Below are 16,776 nucleotides of genomic sequence, written 5' to 3'. Positions count from 1 at the left end.
ATCAGGCCTTGATGACCGCGGCGGCGTTCTCCGGGGCCTGGAAGCCGCCGATCTCCCGTTCCAGCAGTTCGGCCAGCCGCAGTGGGGTGCGGTCCTCGAACATCGGGCCGATGACCTGCACGCCCACCCGCAGGCCCTCCGGGGACCGGCCCGCGGGGATGGCCGTGGCGGGCAGGCCGGGCATGGTGGCCACACCGGCCCACACGAGCTGGTCCCAGTACGGAACCAGCTCACCGTCGATGTCGAGCCGGCGGTTGCCCGGGTCGGGTTCGTGGTCGTGCGGGAACGCGGGGGTCGGCGTGATCGGGCAGACGACGGCGTCGAACTCGGCGAAGAGCTGCCGCCAGCGGTGGCGGTGGAGTTCGCGCCGGTGGTTCGCTTCGAGCCACTCGTGGTGGCTCAGTGTCGGACCGTGGCGCAGGGCCGCGTCCAGAGCGGTCTCGGTGGGATCCGGTTCGCGGGGCGTGAACGGGAAGCGGGCGACGGAACCCGAAAACAGCAGTTGTGCGTAGAGCGCCGCGGCTTCGGTCAGGTCGGGCAGCAGCGGACTCTGCCGCTCGACGTGGGTGCCGCCGGCGAGGAGCGCGTCGGTCACCCGTTTCACACCCGCCCGTACGGCGGACCCGGTCGGGACGAGCGGGTGCTCGTCGAGGACCAGCACGCGGAAGTCGGCGAGCCGCTCGTGGCGGGCCGGCGGCAGCGCCACGGTGTGTGCGATGCCGAATGTGAGGGGATCCGGTCCGGCCATCACGTCGAGCAGGAGTGTGAGGTCGCGAGCGGTGCGTGCCATCGGGCCGACGACGGCGAGGTCGAGCTCGACCGGCAACGCCGGCCCGGGTGGCACGGTCATGCCGCGGGTGGCCGCGAGCCCTAGCGTCGGCTTGTGCGCGTAGACCCCGCAGAAATGCGCGGGGGTACGCAGGGAGCCGGCGATGTCCGAGCCGATCGACAGCGCGCCGAACCCGGCCGCCAGGGCCGCCGCAGAGCCGCCGGACGAACCGCCCGGCGTGCGCTCGTGATCCCACGGATTGTTCGTGGCGCCGTAAATCTCGTTGAAGCTCTGCAGGTCCTGCAGCCCCAGCGGCACGTTGGTCTTGCCGAGGATCACGGCGCCGGCGGCCTTGAGCCGGGACACCTGCACCGCGTCCTCGGTGGGCAGGTGGTCGCGGTGCGGCGGCAGGCCCCACGTGGTGGGCAGGCCGGCGATGTCGTAGGACTCCTTGACCGTGACCGGAATGCCGAGCAGCGGCCGGTCCTCGCCGCGGGCTCGCGCCTCGTCGGCTCGGTGCGCGGCGGCGCGTGCGCGGTCGAAGTCCGGTACGCAGATCGCGTTGATCACCGGGTCGTGGCGGTCGATCCGGGCGATCGCTTCGTCGGTCAGGTCCACCGAGGTCACTTCGCCGGCCTTCAACGCCGCCGCGAGCTGTTCTGCCGAGTGAAAACTCCATTCCATGGAATCCGACCGTAGCCGCGAGAACAAGTGTTGAGCGGAAAAGCACGTAATCAGTTGTGAGACATCGATCCCGTTGCGGGAAAACGTATTTCATGGCCTTCGCGATCAATTCGGATCGCCACAAAAAAGCGCTGATGTCAAATGCGGTCGGCAGGGACGGCGTGCGGGGAGGTCGTGGCCACACCGGGCCGATCGCGGCGTGGCCGACTACCGTGTGCGGGTGACCAGCGCCGGGTTCTTCTCATCGTTCGAGGCGGGTGACCCTCAGCCGGTCGCCGCCGGTGTCCGCGTGGACAGCGGACCCGACCGGTCCCCCACCGCGAAAACAGGAGTGGGGTTCACCGGCGTGCGCGCGCTGCGCTACAGCGGTGTGGCGCGGACGGCGCTGTTCGAGACCGACGTCGAGGTCACCGCCCACAGTGCACTGTCCTACGTGGTCTTCCCGGCGTCGGACGCGGCGGTCCCTTCCTACCGCAGCACGTTCGTCGCACTGGACGTCGAGTTCGACGACGGCAGCAACGCCGGGTTCTCGGCCACCGAGCAGGGGCACGCGAAGACGCTGCTGGTGGACCAGTGGAACCTCGTGCGCCGGCCGCTGGGCGCGTTCGCCGGGCGCCGCGTGCGCCGGATCGTGCTGCTCACCGACGCGCCGGGCGGCCGCGACGTCAAGGGCTGGCTCGACGACGTGCGCGTCGGCGAGCACCACCCGCGCACCGGCGATGCGGTCGACCACGTCCGCACGACACGGGGCACGCACTCCGGCTTCGGCTTCTCGCGCGGCAACACGTTCCCGGCCACGGCCGTGCCGCACGGGTTCAACTTCTGGACCCCGGTCACCGACGCGCGGTCGCTGGACTGGTTCTACTCCTACCACCGGCACAACACGGCGGCGAACGAGCCGGCACTGCAGGCGTTCGCGCTGAGCCACCAGCCGAGCCCGTGGATGGGCGACCGCCACACCTTCCACCTGATGCCCGGCACCGGTCCCGTCGAGACCGACCGCCGGCGCCGCGCGCTCGCGTTCTCCCACGAAGACGAGACCGATCGACCGCACCACTACGGCGTGCGGTTCGGCAATGGCGTCACGGCGGAGGTCGCGCCCACCGACCACGCGGCGATGTTCCGCTTCACCTTCCCCGAAGGCGCCGGCTGGGTGGTCTTCGACAACGCCCGCAACCGCGGCGGCCTGCGCGTGCACCCGTCGACGGGGGTGGTCACCGGGCACACGTGGGTGCGCAGCCGCCTGTCCACAGGAGCGCGGCGCATGTTCGTCCACGCGCAGGCCGACGTGCCCGCGTCCGGTGGGGGCCGCGGCCCGTTCCGGCGCCGGGTGACCGGGCACCTGGAGTTCGCCGCGCCCCAGGTGACGCTGCGGATCGCGACGTCGCTGATCAGCCTCGCGCAGGCGCGGCGAAACCTGGAGCTGGAGATCCCGGCCGGCACCACGTTCGACGAGGTCCGCGACCGCGCGCGGGAGAAGTGGCAGGACGTGCTGGGGCGTGTCGAACTCGAGGGCGCGAGCGAGGACGAGCTGGCCACGTTCTACTCGAACCTCTACCGGCTCTACCTCTACCCGAACCGCGCGCACGAGAACACGCCCGACGGCATCCGCCACGCCAGCCCCGTCGCCCGCGGCCGCGCGTTCAGCACCCGCAAGCGCACCGGCGCGAAGATCGTCGACGGCGAGCTGTACGTCAACAACGGCTTCTGGGACACCTACCGCACCACCTGGCCCGCGTATGCGCTGCTCACCCCCGAGCGCTGCGGCCGGATGATCGACGGGTTCGTGCAGCAGTACCGCGAAGGCGGCTGGATCGCCCGGTGGTCCTCCCCGGGCTACGCCGACCTCATGACCGGCACCAGCTCCGACGTCGCCTTCGCCGACGCCTACCTCAAGGCGTGCGCAACTTCGACGTCGAGTCCGCCTACGACGCCGCCCTGAAAAACGCGACCGTCGCCCCGCCCCGCGCCGGCGTGGGCCGCAAGGGCCTCGACACCTCACCGTTCCTCGGCTACACGCCCACCTCGACCCGCGAAGGCCTCTCCTGGGCGCTGGAAGGCTGCCTCAACGACTTCGGCCTCGCCAACCTCGCCGACGCGCTCGCCCGCGAAAGCGAAGGCCCCCGCGCGCGCCGCCGCGCCGACAACGCCGCCTACCTGCGCCAGCGCGCCCAGCACTACGTGCACCACTTCGACCCGCGCATCGGCTTCTTCCAGGGCCGCACCCCCGACGGCGGCCGCCACTTCCCGGCGCGGGGCTACGACCCCGAGGCTTGGGGCGGCGACTTCGTCGAGACCAACGCGTGGAACACCGCGTTCTCCGTGCCCCACGACGGGCCCGGCCTCGCCGCCCTGCACGGCGGCACCGCCGGCCTCGAAGCCAAGCTCGACACGTTCTTCACCACCCCCGAGACCGGCCGCAAACCCGGCTCCTACGGCGGCCTCATCCACGAGATGACCGAAGCCCGCGACGTGCGCATGGGCCAATACGGCCACTCCAACCAGCCCTCGCACCACATCCCGTGGATCTACGCCTACGCCGGCGCGCCCGCGAAGCTGCAGCGCACCGTCCGCGAGGTCCTGCGCCGTCTCTACCTCGGCAGCGAGCTCGGCCAGGGCTACCCGGGTGACGAGGACAACGGCGAGATGTCCGCCTGGTACGTCTTCGCCGCGCTCGGCCTGTACCCGCTCACGGTCGGCAGCCCGCGGTACGTGGTGTGCGCGCCGCTGTTCCGCCAGGCGACCCTGCACCTGGAGAACGGCCACGACCTCGTGATCCGCGCCCCCGGCGCCGCGAGGGCCGCCGACCTGGGAGACACCGCGGACACGCCCTACGTCCACGGCCTCACCATCGACGGCCGGCCCCACAAGTCGGCCACCATTTCCCACGCCGTGCTCGCCCGCGGCGCCGTGTTGGAGTTCGACGTGCGCAGCGAACCCGGCACGTGGGGCACCGAACCCGTAACCCCCGCCAAACCCGAGCCGCTGGCCGACCTCGTCGGCACCGCCTACAGCCCCGACGGTCCCGCCGCGCTTCTCGTCGACGACACCAGCCGCACCGAAGCCACCTTCACCACCCGCACCCCCGTGGTCGAGTTCTCCGTGCACGGCAACCCCCGCGAAGTCACGATGTACACGCTCACCTCGGGCAGCCGCGACGGAGACCCGAGCGCGTGGGTGCTGGAAGGCTCCACCGACGGCCGCCACTGGACCGTGCTCGACCGTCGCAGCGAAGAGCTGTTCCGCTGGCGCCGCCAGACCCGCCCGTTCGTCCTCGACAGCCCCGCGGCCTGCGAGCACTACCGTTTGCGTGTCACGGCAGCGAACCGCCGCCGCGTCACCCTCGCCCAGTGGGAGCTGCTCGCCCGATGATCGCCGACCTGCGCGACGCCACCCTCGACCGGCTGGCGGCAGCCGATCCCGGCCTCGTCCGCCTGCGGCTGGCCGGCTCCGCCGTACTGGGCATCATCATCGCCATCCTCGTGCTGCAGCCCCTGCACTTCCCGCTCACCACGTCACTGGTCGCCGCCATCGCCGCGATGATGAGCGCCTTCACCGTCAACGATCCCACCACCGGCGGCCAAGCCGTCACGCTGTGCCTCGCGGCCGTCGTCGGCGCCTGCTCCATCACCCTGGCCACCATCGGCGCCGCCTACCCACCGCTCGACAGCATCATCTTCGTCCTGCTGATCTTCGTCGCCGTCTACCTCCAGCGCTTCGGCCCCCGCGGCACCGCCCTGGGCTCCATGGCGTTCTTCCTGTTCTTCTTCCCCATGTTCCTGCAGGCCCACCTTTCCCAAGCCCCGCAGCTGCTCATCGCCATGGCCACCGGCGTCGCCGCCAACGCCCTCGTGCGCTTCGTCCTGCTGCGCCGCAACGCCGAAACCGAGTTCATCCGCATCCGCCGCGCCTTCCGCGCCCGCGTCGCCGCCACCGTGCGCGCCACCGAGGCCTACATCGCCTCCGCCGGCAGCGACCGCAGCAACCGCCAGATCCGCACCGCCCTGGCCCGCCTGCACGAGTCCGTCCTGCTCATCGAGGACAACGCCCCCGACGTTGTCGACGCCCGCAACGCCGACCTCCTGCGCCGCCGCGCCATCGAGGTCGAGCTCGCCGTCCAATGGCTCACGATCACCGTGCAACGCACCTGCTCCCACCCCCTCACCCGCGGCGTCGCCGACGACCTCGTCGCCCGGCTGGCGAAGTTCCGCTCCCTCATGGAACGCGACCCCCGAGAACTGCCCCTCATCAGCGAGACCGGCGAATACAGCCGCATGCTCGTGGAAGGCAGCCGCATCGACGAGAAAGCCCGCCCCGGCGACGGCGTCCGCCGCGCCATTGCCGAACTCGCCGTCGCCGACGACCGCGCCCAGCGCGTCGCCGGCCGCGAGGCCACAGTGGACTACTCCCTCGACGAAGACGACGACGAACCCGAACCCACCCAAGCGTTCGCTTACGACAACCAGACCCGCAGCGCCATCCAGGCCGTCATCGGCGGCGGACTCGCCGTCCTCGCCGGACAGCTCATCTCCCACCAACGCTGGTACTGGGCCGTGCTCACCGTCTTCGTGGTCTTCGTCGGCACCTCCAGCGCCGGCGCCCGCTTCGTCAAAGGCGTCCGCCGCACCGGCGGCACCCTCCTCGGCATCGTCGGCGGCGTCGCACTGGCGCTGCTCGTCAGCGGCAACACCATCGCGATCCTCGCCCTGATCATGGTCTGCGTCTTCGGCATGGTCTACATGGCCCGCGTCTCGCAGTTCCTCATGGCCTTCTTCGTCACCAGCATGCTCGGCCTGCTCTACAGCCTGCTCGGCACCTTCAGCATCGAGGTCCTCTGGATCCGCGTCGCCGAAACCGCCGTCGGCGCCGCCTCCGGCCTGCTCGCCGCCACGGTCATCGTCCCCGTCCGCACCCGCTCGGTCATGCTCGACGACATCGCGACCGTCCTCGACGAGCTGCACGAGTTCGTCGAATCAGCCGAAACCCTGCTCTCCGGCCGCGACAACGTGAACATCATCGAGATGTCCCGCGACCTCGACCGCGCCGTCGAACAGGTCCGCAAGACCCTCGAACCGCTCACCCACCCCATCAACCTCCGCAGCGCGCGGCGCGACTACGGCTGGCACGTGCTCACCACCCTCGAAGGCATCGCCTTCCGCGCCCGCCACGTCGCCGCCCGCGCCCAGCCCGGCCAGCTCGACGGACCCGTCGCCGACCGCCTCGACCTCTTCGCCGGCCGCGTACTCGCCAACATCGACCTCGTCGGCGAAGCCGTCCGCCACCCCAACACCACACCCACGGACAAGCTCATCCGCGACGACGGCACCCCCGTCGTCGACCGCATCGACGACTCCGAAACCCGCGCCGTCGTCTCCAGCTTCAGCCACCTCGACGAAGGCGTCATCGCGCTGGGCCGCGTGTTCAACGTCGAGGCGACCCAGCCCGCACCGGCCGGCGCTAACCGGCCCTCGTGAGCAGCTCCATGTTGTGCCCGTCCGGATCGTCGAAGTAGAACCCGCGCCCGCCGAACATCCCGTTGATCCCCGTCGTGCGGTGCAACGGATCGGCGTAGATCGCCGTCCCCGACGCCCTGAGGCGCTCCAGCGCGGCATCGAACTCCGCGTCGCTCACCAGAAACGCGTAGTGCTGACCGGCAACCTCATCCGCCTGCGCGAAATCCAGCGTCACCCCATTGCCCAGCACCACCGGCAGGAACGGCGCCGTCTCCTCACCCACAGCCAGCCCCAGGACCCCAGCGAGGAACTCCGCCGACGCACCCCGATCCGTCGCCCACACGATCGTGTGGTTCAGCTCCGCCATCACGCACCCCCGCGCGCGAACGCCGGCGGCGCACCGATCGGGCTCAGGTGCATCCCCGCCAGCAACCACCGGCCGCCCTCGCGCACCAGCACGTGCGTCGACCGGAACTGCCCGTCCACCGCGTTGCCCCGGTGCGTCGCCTCCTGCTCGTGCACGCCGACCGCGATCGCCGAATCACCGTGCTCGCGCACCTCGACCTCGCGCCAATCCAGCCGGCGCGTGACGAGCCCGCCGCCTTCGTAGCGCTGCAGCCACTGGTCGCGGTTCAGCACGAAGCCCAGCGGGCCGACCAGGGTGAAGTCACCCGTGGTCATCCCGGCCAGCGTCGTGGTGTCCCCGGCCGTCTCGGCCGCGACCCAGCGTTTCCCCAAATCGCTGATCTCTTCGGTGGTGCCCATGATCCCTCCCGCGGTCAGTGGAGCAGCTCAACGCGACAAACGTTAGAACTCTAATCGTTAGATGTCAAACGCTTAGTCTTCGATCAATCTACGCTACGGTGCACCCGTGCCACGACCAACCACCGCCCCCATCGGCGTCGTCCTCGCCCGCACCGCCAAAGCCGCGGGCCAGGCCTTCGACCAGGCCCTCGCCGCCGTCGGCGGCTCCCAGCCCGTCTGGCAGATCCTCATCGCCCTCAAAACCCACCAGCACACCAGCCAACGCCAGCTCGCCGACGCCGTCGGCATCCAAGGCGCCACCCTCACCCACCACCTCAACAGCATGGAAACCGCCGGCCTGCTCACCCGCACCCGCGACCCCGAAAACCGCCGCGTCCACCACGTCGAACTCACCGACCACGGCGAAAGCACCTTCCACCGCCTCGCCGAAGCCGCCGTCGCCCACGACAACCGCATGCGCACCGGCCTCACCGACCACGAGATCGCCACCCTCGCCACACTCCTGGGCCGGCTCGCGGCCAACGTCACGACACCGGCCGGAGAGTGACTGGACGCACCCGAACGATCGCACCCGCGAGTACTAGAGTCGCGGTACTAGCCAAAGTCGTCTCAAGCTGGAGAACCCGCTATGACCCAAGCCCCTGTCAACGTCACCGTCACCGGTGCGGCCGGCCAGATCGGCTACGCGCTGCTCTTCCGCATCGCGTCCGGTCAGCTCCTCGGCCCGGACACCCCGGTGAAACTGCGGCTCCTCGAGATCCCGCAGGCGGTCAAGGCGGCTGAGGGCACCGCGATGGAGCTCGACGACGGCGCCTTCCCGCTCCTGTCCGGGATCGACATCTTCGACGACCCCAAGCAGGCGTTCTCCGGCACCAACATCGCCCTGCTCGTCGGCGCCCGCCCCCGCACCAAGGGCATGGAGCGCGGCGACCTGCTCGAGGCCAACGGCGGCATCTTCAAGCCCCAGGGCGAAGCCATCAACGCCGGCGCGGCCGACGACATCCGCGTCCTCGTGGTGGGCAACCCGGCCAACACCAACGCCCTCATCGCCAAGTCCCACGCGCCCGACGTCCCGGCCGACCGCTTCACCGCGATGACCCGCCTCGACCACAACCGCGCCCTCGCGCAGCTGTCGAAGAAGCTCGACGTCCCGGTCTCGGACATCAAGCGCCTGGCCATCTGGGGCAACCACTCGGCCACGCAGTACCCGATGATCACCCACGGCACCGTCGGCGGCAAGAACCTCGCCGAGGCCGTCAACGACCAGACCTGGGTCGAAGAGACCTTCATCCCCACCGTCGCCAAGCGCGGCGCGGCCATCATCGAAGCCCGCGGTCTCTCCTCCGCCGCCTCCGCCGCGTCGGCCGCCATCGACCACGTCTACACCTGGGTCAACGGCACCGACGAAGGCGACTGGACCTCCGCCGCGGTCATCTCCGACGGCTCCTACGGTGTCCCCGAGGGCCTCATCTCGTCCTTCCCCGTCACCGCCAAGGACGGCAAGTACGAGATCGTGCAGGGCCTCGAGATCGACGACTTCTCCCGCGCCCGCATCGACGCCACCGTCGGCGAGCTCGCCGAGGAGCGCGACGCCGTGCAGAAGCTCGGCCTCATCTGAGTTGAACACTGCTTCTTCTGAGGGCCGCCCCGGATCCGTCCGGGGCGGCCCTCGCCTCATTCACCTCAACGGCCCGTCGGGCATCGGGAAGTCCACCGTCGCGCGCCTCTACGCCGATCGCCACCCCGGCGTGCTCGACCTCGACACCGACCACGTCGTCTCCCTCATCGGCGGCTGGCGCGACGACTTCTTCGCCACCCTGCCCGTCGCGCGCCGCCTGGCCGTCGCCATGGCGGAAACCCATCTGCGGTCCGGGTTCTCCGTCGTGATGCCCCAGCTGGCAACGCACCTGAAAGAGGTTTCGGGGTTCGAAGCCGCCGCGCGTGCCGCAGGAGCTTCGTACATCGAGATCGTGCTGACCGCGGCGAAGCCCCACGCGTTCGACCGCTATTCGTCCCGCTCCAGCGAGAGCGGACCGGCCCGCGACATCGACGAGATCATCACTCGCGCGGGCGGGCTGGAGCTGATCGACCGCGTCCACGACCACCTCTCGGCGTACCTGCGGCAGCGTCCGAAGTGCACTGTGGTCGACACGGAAAGCCTTGACGTGGAACAGACCTACGACGCCGTGGTGGAGATCCTCTCCGGTATTTAGCGGGGTTTTAGTGGTGGGCTGGTGGCCGGGTGACAGATTATTTTTTCGCACCTGGCCCGCCGTATAGATCGTTATACACTTTGAGAGTGACTGTCTACACCGGACTTGGCGCGACCGGTCAGGATCAGTCTGTGAGTGATCGGGGAAACCCGAACAGGGTGACCAGGGCCGCGTCGTGGAACGCGACGACACGGGAGACACCGGCGGCGGTCGGGTCCAGCACCACGATGCCCCTCCCCCGGAACACGCCGGCTTCGTCTCGGCGGTACTCGACGGCAGCGGGCTGGCCGTTGGCGGTGGTGGCGAGCATCCGCCAGTCCCCCGGCGCACCCAGCACGTGCGCGGCGAGCATGCGGATGCAGTTCACGAGCCCGGCCTGCCAGTCGCGCAACGGTGTCGCCTCCAGCGTCGCGTCCGCGCACAGCACCTGCTCCAGCAGGCCGGCATCCGAGCGTTCGAAGGCCGCGATGTAACCGTCGAGCAACGCCCGGGCCCGCTGGTCAGCCGGTTCCAGCAACTGCTCCGGCCGTGGTTCCAGCTCACCCAGCCGCGCCCGGGCCCGCTGCAGCCCGCTCTTCACCGCCGCTGTGGTGGTCCCGAGCAGCTGCGCGGTTTCGGCCGCGGAGAACGAAAGCACCTCACGCAGGATGAGGATCGCGCGCTGCCGTGCGGGCAGGTGCTGCAGGCTCGCGATGAGCGCCAGGCGCAGTGATTCGCGCGCGACGACCGACGTGGCCGGGTCGTCGTCGGCGGTGGTCCACCGGTCCGGCCACGGTTCCAGCCACGAGACCTCACCTGGCGCGACCGGGTCGGGAGAGGTCCCGGAACTCTCCTGGGGACCGCCCAGGCCAGAGGGCAGCATCCGGATCTTGCGCGGCTCCACCGCGGTCAGACAGACGTTGGTGGCGATCTTGTAGAGCCAGGACCGGATCGACGCGCGGCCCTCGAACCCGGCGTAGGACCGCCAGGCCCGCAGGTAGGTTTCCTGCACCAGGTCCTCGGCGTCGTGCGCAGAACCGACCATGCGGTAGCAGTGCGCCAGCAGCTCCCGGCGGAACGGCTCGGTTTCGGCGGCGAACCGGTCCCGATCCGCCGGCTCCCGCACCTGGGCCGTCATGTGGCGATTCTAGGTCGTGGCACGGGGTTCACCGTGGTTCGCCTGCTGACCATGAGTCGCTCCTCGTCCGGGCCGATCCCGCGGGCCGGGACCGTCTCCCCGTAGGACCGGCAAGCCGGGCCGAAGGAATCGAACCGCAGGTCAGGGCCGTAGGGCGAGCTTGCCGACGGTCGCCCTCGCCTCCAGCTCCGCCAGGGCTTTCGGGCCGTGGGCCAGTTCGTAGACAGCCGGATGTTCGGGCGGGAGGACGCCCGCGGCGACGAGGGCCGACAGCTCACCCATGACCTCACCGAAGATCCGCGGAGCCGCCTGGATCAGCGTCCCGAGGTTGAAGCCGACGACGTGGACCTGGTGGCGATACACCAGATCCCAGTTGGTGATCGCGGCCTCGCCGCCCGCCAACCCGTAGACGACGACCCGGCCGGTCACCGGCTTCGCCGAGGCCAGGGCGGCCGCGAAGCCGGCACCGCCGGCCGACTCCAGCACCAGATCGGCACCGGCGCCACCGGTCAGCCGCAGGATTTCGGCGGTGAGGTCGGCGTCCAGGGAGTCCAGGACGTGATCGGCGCCGAGTGCGCGCACGGTGTCGTGCTTGGCCGGGGAAGCGGTGGCAATGACTGTCGCCCCGTAGTGCTTGGCCATCCTCACGGCGGCTTGGCCGGTCGCGCCCGCCGCGGCGTGGACCACCACCGTCTCCCCCGAGACCAGTCGCCCCAGCGGTTTGAGCGCCGCGAGCGCGGCCGGCCGGTTTACCACCAGGCCCAGCGCCTGCCCGGCCGTCCAACCGGCCGGAACCGGCATCGCCGCGGCCGCGGGCAGGACCGCGTACTCGGCGAACGCACCGGATCCGACGCCGATGACCAGGCTCTCCAGGCCCAGGCCGGTGACCTCCGAGCCGAGCGCAACGACTTCACCCGCGGCCTCGAAACCCGCCAGGTACGGCGGCTGCGGGCCGCCCCGGAACACCCCACGGGCCTGCGAGAGGTCGGCGAAGTTGACCCCGGCGGCCCGGACCCTGACCAGCACTTCACCCCGGCCGGGAGCCGGTACCGGCGCGTCAGTGATCAAACGCAGGTCTTGCGGCCCCTCGAGCGAAGTCTGCTGCAGCGCGCGCATGGTCGCGGGAATGTTCACGGCGATCAGCTCTCTCTCTTCGACTGTCCGAACCGCGGCCCGCTCGGGGCGAGCCGGCCGTCGAAAAGGGAGACCTCCTGCCGCGCCGAAAGGAATCGGCAGCTCGCGCGGATCGTCCTCAGAGGACCGAGCGGATCGCCTCCACGACAGCGTCTTCGTTCTCCAGGTGCATCGTCTGGTGCGCCGCACCGTCAAGTGTGCGGTGCTCACCTCGCGGCACCGAAGAGGCGATCGACGCATGCAGGGCCTTGATCCCCGCCAGCATCTGCTCCATCAGCTCCGGGGAGGCGAACTGCGCCCAGTGCGGGTTGGCCCCGAGTGCGCTCAGCACCACCAGCGGGACGTCCGGCAGCGCTCCCCCGGCGCGGACCTGGTCGTACACCTCGGTTTCGAAGTTCCGGGTCTCCAGGACCGCCGTGCGCCAGTCCGTGAGGTGCTTGTCCACCAACGCTTCCCGGACACCGTCGGGCCAGTTCGCGTACAGGCCCAGCAAGGCGTCGCGCGAAGCCTCCAGTTGCGCGGACGTCGGCTCGGGCAGGGCGGCCGGGTCGGGTTTGAGGCTCTCGTTGAGCTCGGCGGCCTCCTTCGGCAGGAACTCCAGGATGTCCTCGTGGCCCGGATCGAGGAACACCAGGCCGGCGACTTCCGCGGGGAAGCGCTGCGCGTAGCGGCGGGCGTACAGCGCCCCGAGGGAATGTCCGGCCAGCACGTATGGCCCGGGCACGTCAGCGGCCGCGAGCAGGGCCCGCAGTTCGTCCGTCACCTCGTTCGGCGTGCGTGGCAGCTCGACAGCGTCGCTCCAGCCCGTGCCGGCCCGGTCGTACACGACGCTCGTGGTGAACTGCGCGATGCGCTGCTGCACGTTCAGGAAGTCATACGCCATCAAGCCCGCGCCAGGCAGGAACACCACCGGTGACCCGCCGGAGCCGCAGCGATGCAGCAGCAGCCGGCGCCCGGCCACCTCGTAGTGCTCGCCCAGTGGTGCCACGTCGACCTTCATCGCCGAATCTCCCGTCCCGGGCCCCCAGCGGCCCCACGTTCTCAAGATTGAGAACGGTAGCAGATGTGCGAACATAACGGCGTGGACGATCTGGAACTCCTGGTGCACCCGGTGCGGCTGCGCGTGGTGCACGCCCTCTCCGGCGGGCGGCCCCTGACCACCACCCAGCTGGCCGAGCGCATCCACGACGTGTCGAAGGCGACCCTGTACCGCCACGTCGGCCTGCTCACCGAAGCCGGAATCCTCGAAGTGGCCGAGGAACAACGCGTCCGCGGCGCCGTCGAGCGCAGCTACCGGCTGCGGCGTGATCGCGCGGTGGTCGACGCCGACGCGGCAGCCTCGGCAACGCTCGACGATCACCGCAAGGTGTTCGCGACCGCGATGACGACGTTGATCGCCGAGTTCACCGCATACCTGGGCCGGGCCGGCGCGGATCCGGTCATGGACCTCGTGGGCTACCGCCAGCACTCGGTCTGGCTGAGCCCCGAGGAGCTCGCCGAGCTCATCACCGATCTCCGCGAAGTACTCCTCCCCCGGCTGCGCAACGAGCCTGCCCCCGGCCGGCGCCAGCACCTCATCAGCCCGATCTTGTTCCCCCTGGAGTGACCGCGACCAGGCCAAACCCCCGCCGTATAGGTCGTTATACAGTCCACAAGAGACAAAAGTGGGGCCGACCGAGAACGGCCGGCCCCACCCGAAGAACGATCAGGCCCCCGCGAGACCCCGGCGCTCCAGCAGCGGCTGGATCTCCGGCTGACGACCGCGGAAGTTCGCGAACGCCTCCATCGGGTCCACACTCCCCCCGCGGCCGAGCAGCGTCGAACGGAAGTGGTCGCCGTTCTCGCGCTTGAGGCCGCCGTTCTCGCGGAACCACTGCACGGTGTCGGCGTCGAGGACCTCGCTCCAGATGTAGGAGTAGTAGCCCGCGCTGTAACCGCCGCCGAAGACGTGGTTGAAGTACGTGGTGCGGTAGCGCGGCGGCACGCTTTCCAGCGCGACGCCGGCCTTCTCCAGTGCGTCGGCCTCGAAGCGCTGCACGTCGTCGACGCGGTCGTCCACGCCGAGGCGGTGCCAGGCGAGGTCGAGCAGCGACGCGGCGAGGTACTCGGTCGTCTTGAAGCCCTCGCCGTACTGCTGCGCGGCTTCAAGCTTGGCGACCTGCTCGGCCGGCAGCGGCTCCCCCGTCACGTGGTGCTTGGCGTAGTTCGCCAGCACCTCGGGCCACAGCATCCACATCTCGTTGACCTGCGACGGGTACTCCACGAAGTCTCGCGGCACGCTCGGGCCGGAGAACGTCGGGTACTCGACGCCCGAGAGCAGCCCGTGCAGTGCGTGGCCGAACTCGTGAAACACGGTGGTGACCTCGTCCAGCGTCAGCAGGGTCGGCTCCCCCGCCGGCGGCTTCGCGACGTTGAGCACGTTGACCACCACGGACTTGCGCCCCAGCAGGTCCGACTGCGACACGAAGTTGTTCATCCACGCGCCGCCGCGCTTGGAGTCACGCGTGTAGTAGTCCACGAGGAACAGGCCCATGCCGCTGCCGTCGGCGTCGAAGACCTCGAAGGTCCGCACCTCCGGGTGGTACTTCGGCAGGTCGTCGCGCTCGGTGAAGGTCAGGCCGTACAGGCGGTTCGCGGCGAAGAACACGCCGTCGGTCAGCACCCGGTTCAGCTCGAAGTAGGGGCGCAGCGCGGCGGTGTCCACCTCGTAGCGCTCGCGGCGCACCTTCTCGGCGTAGAACGCCCAGTCCCACGGCTTCAGCGTCGCGCCGGGCACGTCCGCCTCGAGGTGCTGCTGCAGCTCGGCGGCCTCCACGCGGGCGTTGGCCACGGCGACCGGCGCCAGCCGCTCCAGCAGGCCCGAGGCCGCGTCGGCGGTCTTGGCCGTCTCGTCGGAGATCACGTACGACGCGTGGTCCGGGTAGCCCAGCAGCGCCGCGCGTTCGGCCCGCAGACGGACGATCTCGGCGGCGACGGAGTTGTTGTCGTACTCGTTGCCGCGGTTGCCCCGCGAGACCGAGGCGGTGAAGACGCGCTCGCGCACCGCGCGGTTCTCCAGCGACTCCAGGGCCGCCTGCGCGGTCGGGAGCGTGAGGTTCAGGACGTACTTGGCCTCTTCGCCACGAGCGGCAGCCGCCTCGGCGGCGGTGGCGAGCGCGCCCTCGTCGAGCCCGGCCAGGTCCGCGACGTTGTCGAGGACCACGGCGAGCTCGTTGGTGTCGCGCAGCAGGTTTTGCTGGAACTTCGTCTGCAGAGTCGAGAGCTGCTCGTTCAGCTTGCGCAGCTTCTCCTGCTCGGCCTCGGGCAGCCCGGCGCCGGCGCGGCTGAAGTCGGTGTGCCGGCGCTCCAGCAGACGCAGCGACTCGGGGTCGAGGCCGAGGCTCTCGCGCCGCTCGTACAGCGCGCTGATCCGCGCGAACAGCTGCGGGTCCAGGTGGATCGCGTCGGAGTGCGCGGCCAGCTTCGGGGCCAGCTCGGCCTGGATCTCCTGGATCTCCTCGGTCGAGTCGGAGCCCGAGACGTTGAAGAACGTGCCGGACGCCCGCTCCAGCAGCTCCCCCGCCCGCTCCAGCGCGGCGATCGTGTTCTCGAACGTGGGCTCCGCGGGGTTCGCGGCGATGTCGTGGATCTCCGCGGCGTGGGCGGTCAGGCCCTCTTCGAACGCGGGCCGGTAGTGCTCGACCGTGATGCGGTCGAACGGCGGCAGGGCGTAGGGCAGCTCACTCGGGGTGGCGAACGGGTTGTCCGGCGAAATCATCGGGTTGCGCTCCTGGTTCTTCACGTGCTTTCCCGCGCTGATCCCGCCACCCTACGGGTTTCGCGGCCCTGGTCGAGCCGCTTTCCGCCGAGGGCGTGTCCGCCGGGCTCAGCGCCCGGTGCTGCCCCCGACCACCGCGTCGCTGTCGCCTGCCTTCTTGCCGCGGCCGGACTTCTTCTTCGGCGGCGGCGGCACGATGCCCAACAGGTCGCCGCCGTTCTCGTTCACGCGCAGTACGAACGGCCGAGTCTCGGTGTAGCGGACCACCGACACCGACGCCGGGTCGACCACGATGCGCTGGAACGCGTCCAGGTGCTGGCCCAGGGCGTCGGCCAGCACCGCCTTGATCACGTCGCCGTGGCTGCAGGCGATCCACACGGCGTGGTCGCCGTGCTCGGCGGTGATGCGGGCGTCGTGCGCGCGGATCGCGGCCACCGCACGGGCCTGCATCGCGGCCAGACCCTCACCGCCGGGAAACACCGCCGCCGACGGGTGGGACTGGACCACCCGCCACAGCGGCTCCTTGACCAGCGTCTTCAGCTCGCGACCGGTCCACTCGCCGTAGTCCACTTCAGACAGGCGCGGCTCCACGGTCTTGTCCAGACCCAGCGCGGTCGCCAGCGGCGTCACCGTCTGCTTGCAGCGCAGCATCGGCGACACCACCAGCTCGGCGACGGGCACGCCGGCCAGCCGCTCGACCAGCTTCTCGGCCTGCGCTCGGCCGGTGTCGTCGAGACCGACCTTCGGCGTGCGCCCCGCCAGGACGCCGGACCCGTTCGCAGTGGACTTCCTGCGCGCCGACCTCGACGTCGTCCCGGGCATGGGCCACGACCTGCCGGAACCCGTGTGGCCCCGCGTGTTGGACGGCATCGAGCGGGTGGCGG

General features: G+C 70.5%; 13 protein-coding genes and 1 pseudogene. 6 read left to right on the top strand and 8 right to left on the bottom strand.

The genetic code is table 11. From position 1 onward, the window contains the following. Position 1: 1 nt before the first annotated feature. On the bottom strand, positions 2 to 1,453 hold the full coding sequence (locus tag AB0383_RS38745) for an amidase (protein ID WP_366189923.1): 1,452 nt from the start codon (positions 1,451 to 1,453) through the stop codon (positions 2 to 4). A 220-nt stretch (positions 1,454 to 1,673) separates the two neighbouring features. Between AB0383_RS38745 and AB0383_RS38740 the strand changes: the two are divergent. Continuing rightward, positions 1,674 to 4,825, top strand: a pseudogene (locus tag AB0383_RS38740) (GH92 family glycosyl hydrolase). Continuing rightward, positions 4,822 to 6,927: an FUSC family protein gene (locus tag AB0383_RS38735; protein WP_366190006.1), complete on the top strand. Its 2,106-nt coding sequence runs from the start codon at positions 4,822 to 4,824 to the stop codon at positions 6,925 to 6,927. Before AB0383_RS38740 ends, AB0383_RS38735 begins: the two are co-directional and overlap by 4 nt. On the opposite strand, the gene AB0383_RS38730 is transcribed toward AB0383_RS38735, so the two are convergent. Both AB0383_RS38730 and AB0383_RS38725 read right to left on the bottom strand, forming a co-directional pair. Then, the gene (locus AB0383_RS38730; RefSeq protein ID WP_364189567.1) at positions 6,911 to 7,273 is read right to left on the bottom strand and encodes a VOC family protein; all 363 of its coding nucleotides are present in this window, start codon (positions 7,271 to 7,273) and stop codon (positions 6,911 to 6,913) included. The genes AB0383_RS38735 and AB0383_RS38730 overlap by 17 nt on opposite strands. Then, positions 7,273 to 7,671, bottom strand: a complete 399-nt coding sequence (locus tag AB0383_RS38725; protein ID WP_364189570.1) for a nuclear transport factor 2 family protein — start codon at positions 7,669 to 7,671, stop codon at positions 7,273 to 7,275. The genes AB0383_RS38730 and AB0383_RS38725 overlap by 1 nt, the downstream gene beginning before the upstream one ends. 106 nt (positions 7,672 to 7,777) lie before the next feature. Between AB0383_RS38725 and AB0383_RS38720 the strand changes: the two genes are divergently transcribed. From AB0383_RS38720 to AB0383_RS38710, 3 genes are all read left to right on the top strand, one after another. Then, positions 7,778 to 8,218: a MarR family winged helix-turn-helix transcriptional regulator gene (locus tag AB0383_RS38720; RefSeq protein ID WP_364189573.1), complete on the top strand. Its 441-nt coding sequence runs from the start codon at positions 7,778 to 7,780 to the stop codon at positions 8,216 to 8,218. Positions 8,219 to 8,299: 81 nt separating this feature from the next. Next, a complete protein-coding gene (locus AB0383_RS38715; RefSeq protein WP_364189576.1) occupies positions 8,300 to 9,289 on the top strand; it encodes a malate dehydrogenase in 990 nt (329 codons plus the stop codon). Position 9,290: 1 nt separating this feature from the next. Further along, positions 9,291 to 9,884: an AAA family ATPase gene (locus AB0383_RS38710; protein ID WP_366189922.1), complete on the top strand. Its 594-nt coding sequence runs from the start codon at positions 9,291 to 9,293 to the stop codon at positions 9,882 to 9,884. A gap of 124 nt (positions 9,885 to 10,008) precedes the next feature. Here the strand turns inward: AB0383_RS38710 and AB0383_RS38705 are convergent, their stop codons facing one another. The 3 genes from AB0383_RS38705 to AB0383_RS38695 all read right to left on the bottom strand — a co-directional run bounded on the left by AB0383_RS38705 (position 10,009) and on the right by AB0383_RS38695 (position 13,135). Further along, positions 10,009 to 11,001: a sigma-70 family RNA polymerase sigma factor gene (locus AB0383_RS38705; protein WP_366189921.1), complete on the bottom strand. Its 993-nt coding sequence runs from the start codon at positions 10,999 to 11,001 to the stop codon at positions 10,009 to 10,011. 141 nt (positions 11,002 to 11,142) lie between these two features. Next, entirely contained in the window at positions 11,143 to 12,135 is a 993-nt protein-coding gene (locus tag AB0383_RS38700) for a zinc-binding dehydrogenase (RefSeq protein WP_366189920.1), read from the bottom strand. A gap of 118 nt (positions 12,136 to 12,253) precedes the next feature. Next, positions 12,254 to 13,135, bottom strand: coding sequence for an alpha/beta hydrolase (locus AB0383_RS38695; protein WP_366189919.1), 882 nt, complete (start codon positions 13,133 to 13,135; stop codon positions 12,254 to 12,256). 81 nt (positions 13,136 to 13,216) lie between these two features. Here AB0383_RS38695 and AB0383_RS38690 point away from each other — a divergent pair, with 81 nt between their 5' ends. Continuing rightward, positions 13,217 to 13,741 (top strand): helix-turn-helix domain-containing protein, encoded by a 525-nt coding sequence (locus AB0383_RS38690; protein WP_364189590.1) that lies wholly within the window; start codon positions 13,217 to 13,219, stop codon positions 13,739 to 13,741. Between the two features lie 99 nt (positions 13,742 to 13,840). Here the strand turns inward: AB0383_RS38690 and AB0383_RS38685 are convergent, their stop codons facing one another. Beyond that, positions 13,841 to 15,892 (bottom strand): M3 family metallopeptidase, encoded by a 2,052-nt coding sequence (locus AB0383_RS38685; protein ID WP_366190005.1) that lies wholly within the window; start codon positions 15,890 to 15,892, stop codon positions 13,841 to 13,843. 108 nt (positions 15,893 to 16,000) lie between these two features. Next, positions 16,001 to 16,714: a histidine phosphatase family protein gene (locus AB0383_RS38680; protein ID WP_366190004.1), complete on the bottom strand. Its 714-nt coding sequence runs from the start codon at positions 16,712 to 16,714 to the stop codon at positions 16,001 to 16,003. Positions 16,715 to 16,776: the final 62 nt, after the last annotated feature.

This window comes from Amycolatopsis sp. NPDC051373, from assembly GCF_040689465.1.
Taxonomy (GTDB): Bacteria; Actinomycetota; Actinomycetes; order Mycobacteriales; family Pseudonocardiaceae; genus Amycolatopsis.
Note: the sequence above shows the minus strand (reverse complement) of the source record. Positions and strands in the feature narration are given on the sequence as shown.

Coding starts and splice junctions, on each gene's coding strand:
- AB0383_RS38685 (WP_366190005.1), bottom strand. CDS start 15,892: ATGATTTCGCCGGACAACCCGTTCGCCACCCCGAGTGAGCTGCCCTAC.
- AB0383_RS38705 (WP_366189921.1), bottom strand. CDS start 11,001: ATGACGGCCCAGGTGCGGGAGCCGGCGGATCGGGACCGGTTCGCCGCC.
- AB0383_RS38725 (WP_364189570.1), bottom strand. CDS start 7,671: ATGGGCACCACCGAAGAGATCAGCGATTTGGGGAAACGCTGGGTCGCG.
- AB0383_RS38680 (WP_366190004.1), bottom strand. CDS start 16,714: ATGCCCGGGACGACGTCGAGGTCGGCGCGCAGGAAGTCCACTGCGAAC.
- AB0383_RS38730 (WP_364189567.1), bottom strand. CDS start 7,273: ATGGCGGAGCTGAACCACACGATCGTGTGGGCGACGGATCGGGGTGCG.
- AB0383_RS38735 (WP_366190006.1), top strand. CDS start 4,822: ATGATCGCCGACCTGCGCGACGCCACCCTCGACCGGCTGGCGGCAGCC.
- AB0383_RS38715 (WP_364189576.1), top strand. CDS start 8,300: ATGACCCAAGCCCCTGTCAACGTCACCGTCACCGGTGCGGCCGGCCAG.
- AB0383_RS38695 (WP_366189919.1), bottom strand. CDS start 13,135: ATGAAGGTCGACGTGGCACCACTGGGCGAGCACTACGAGGTGGCCGGG.
- AB0383_RS38745 (WP_366189923.1), bottom strand. CDS start 1,453: ATGGAATGGAGTTTTCACTCGGCAGAACAGCTCGCGGCGGCGTTGAAG.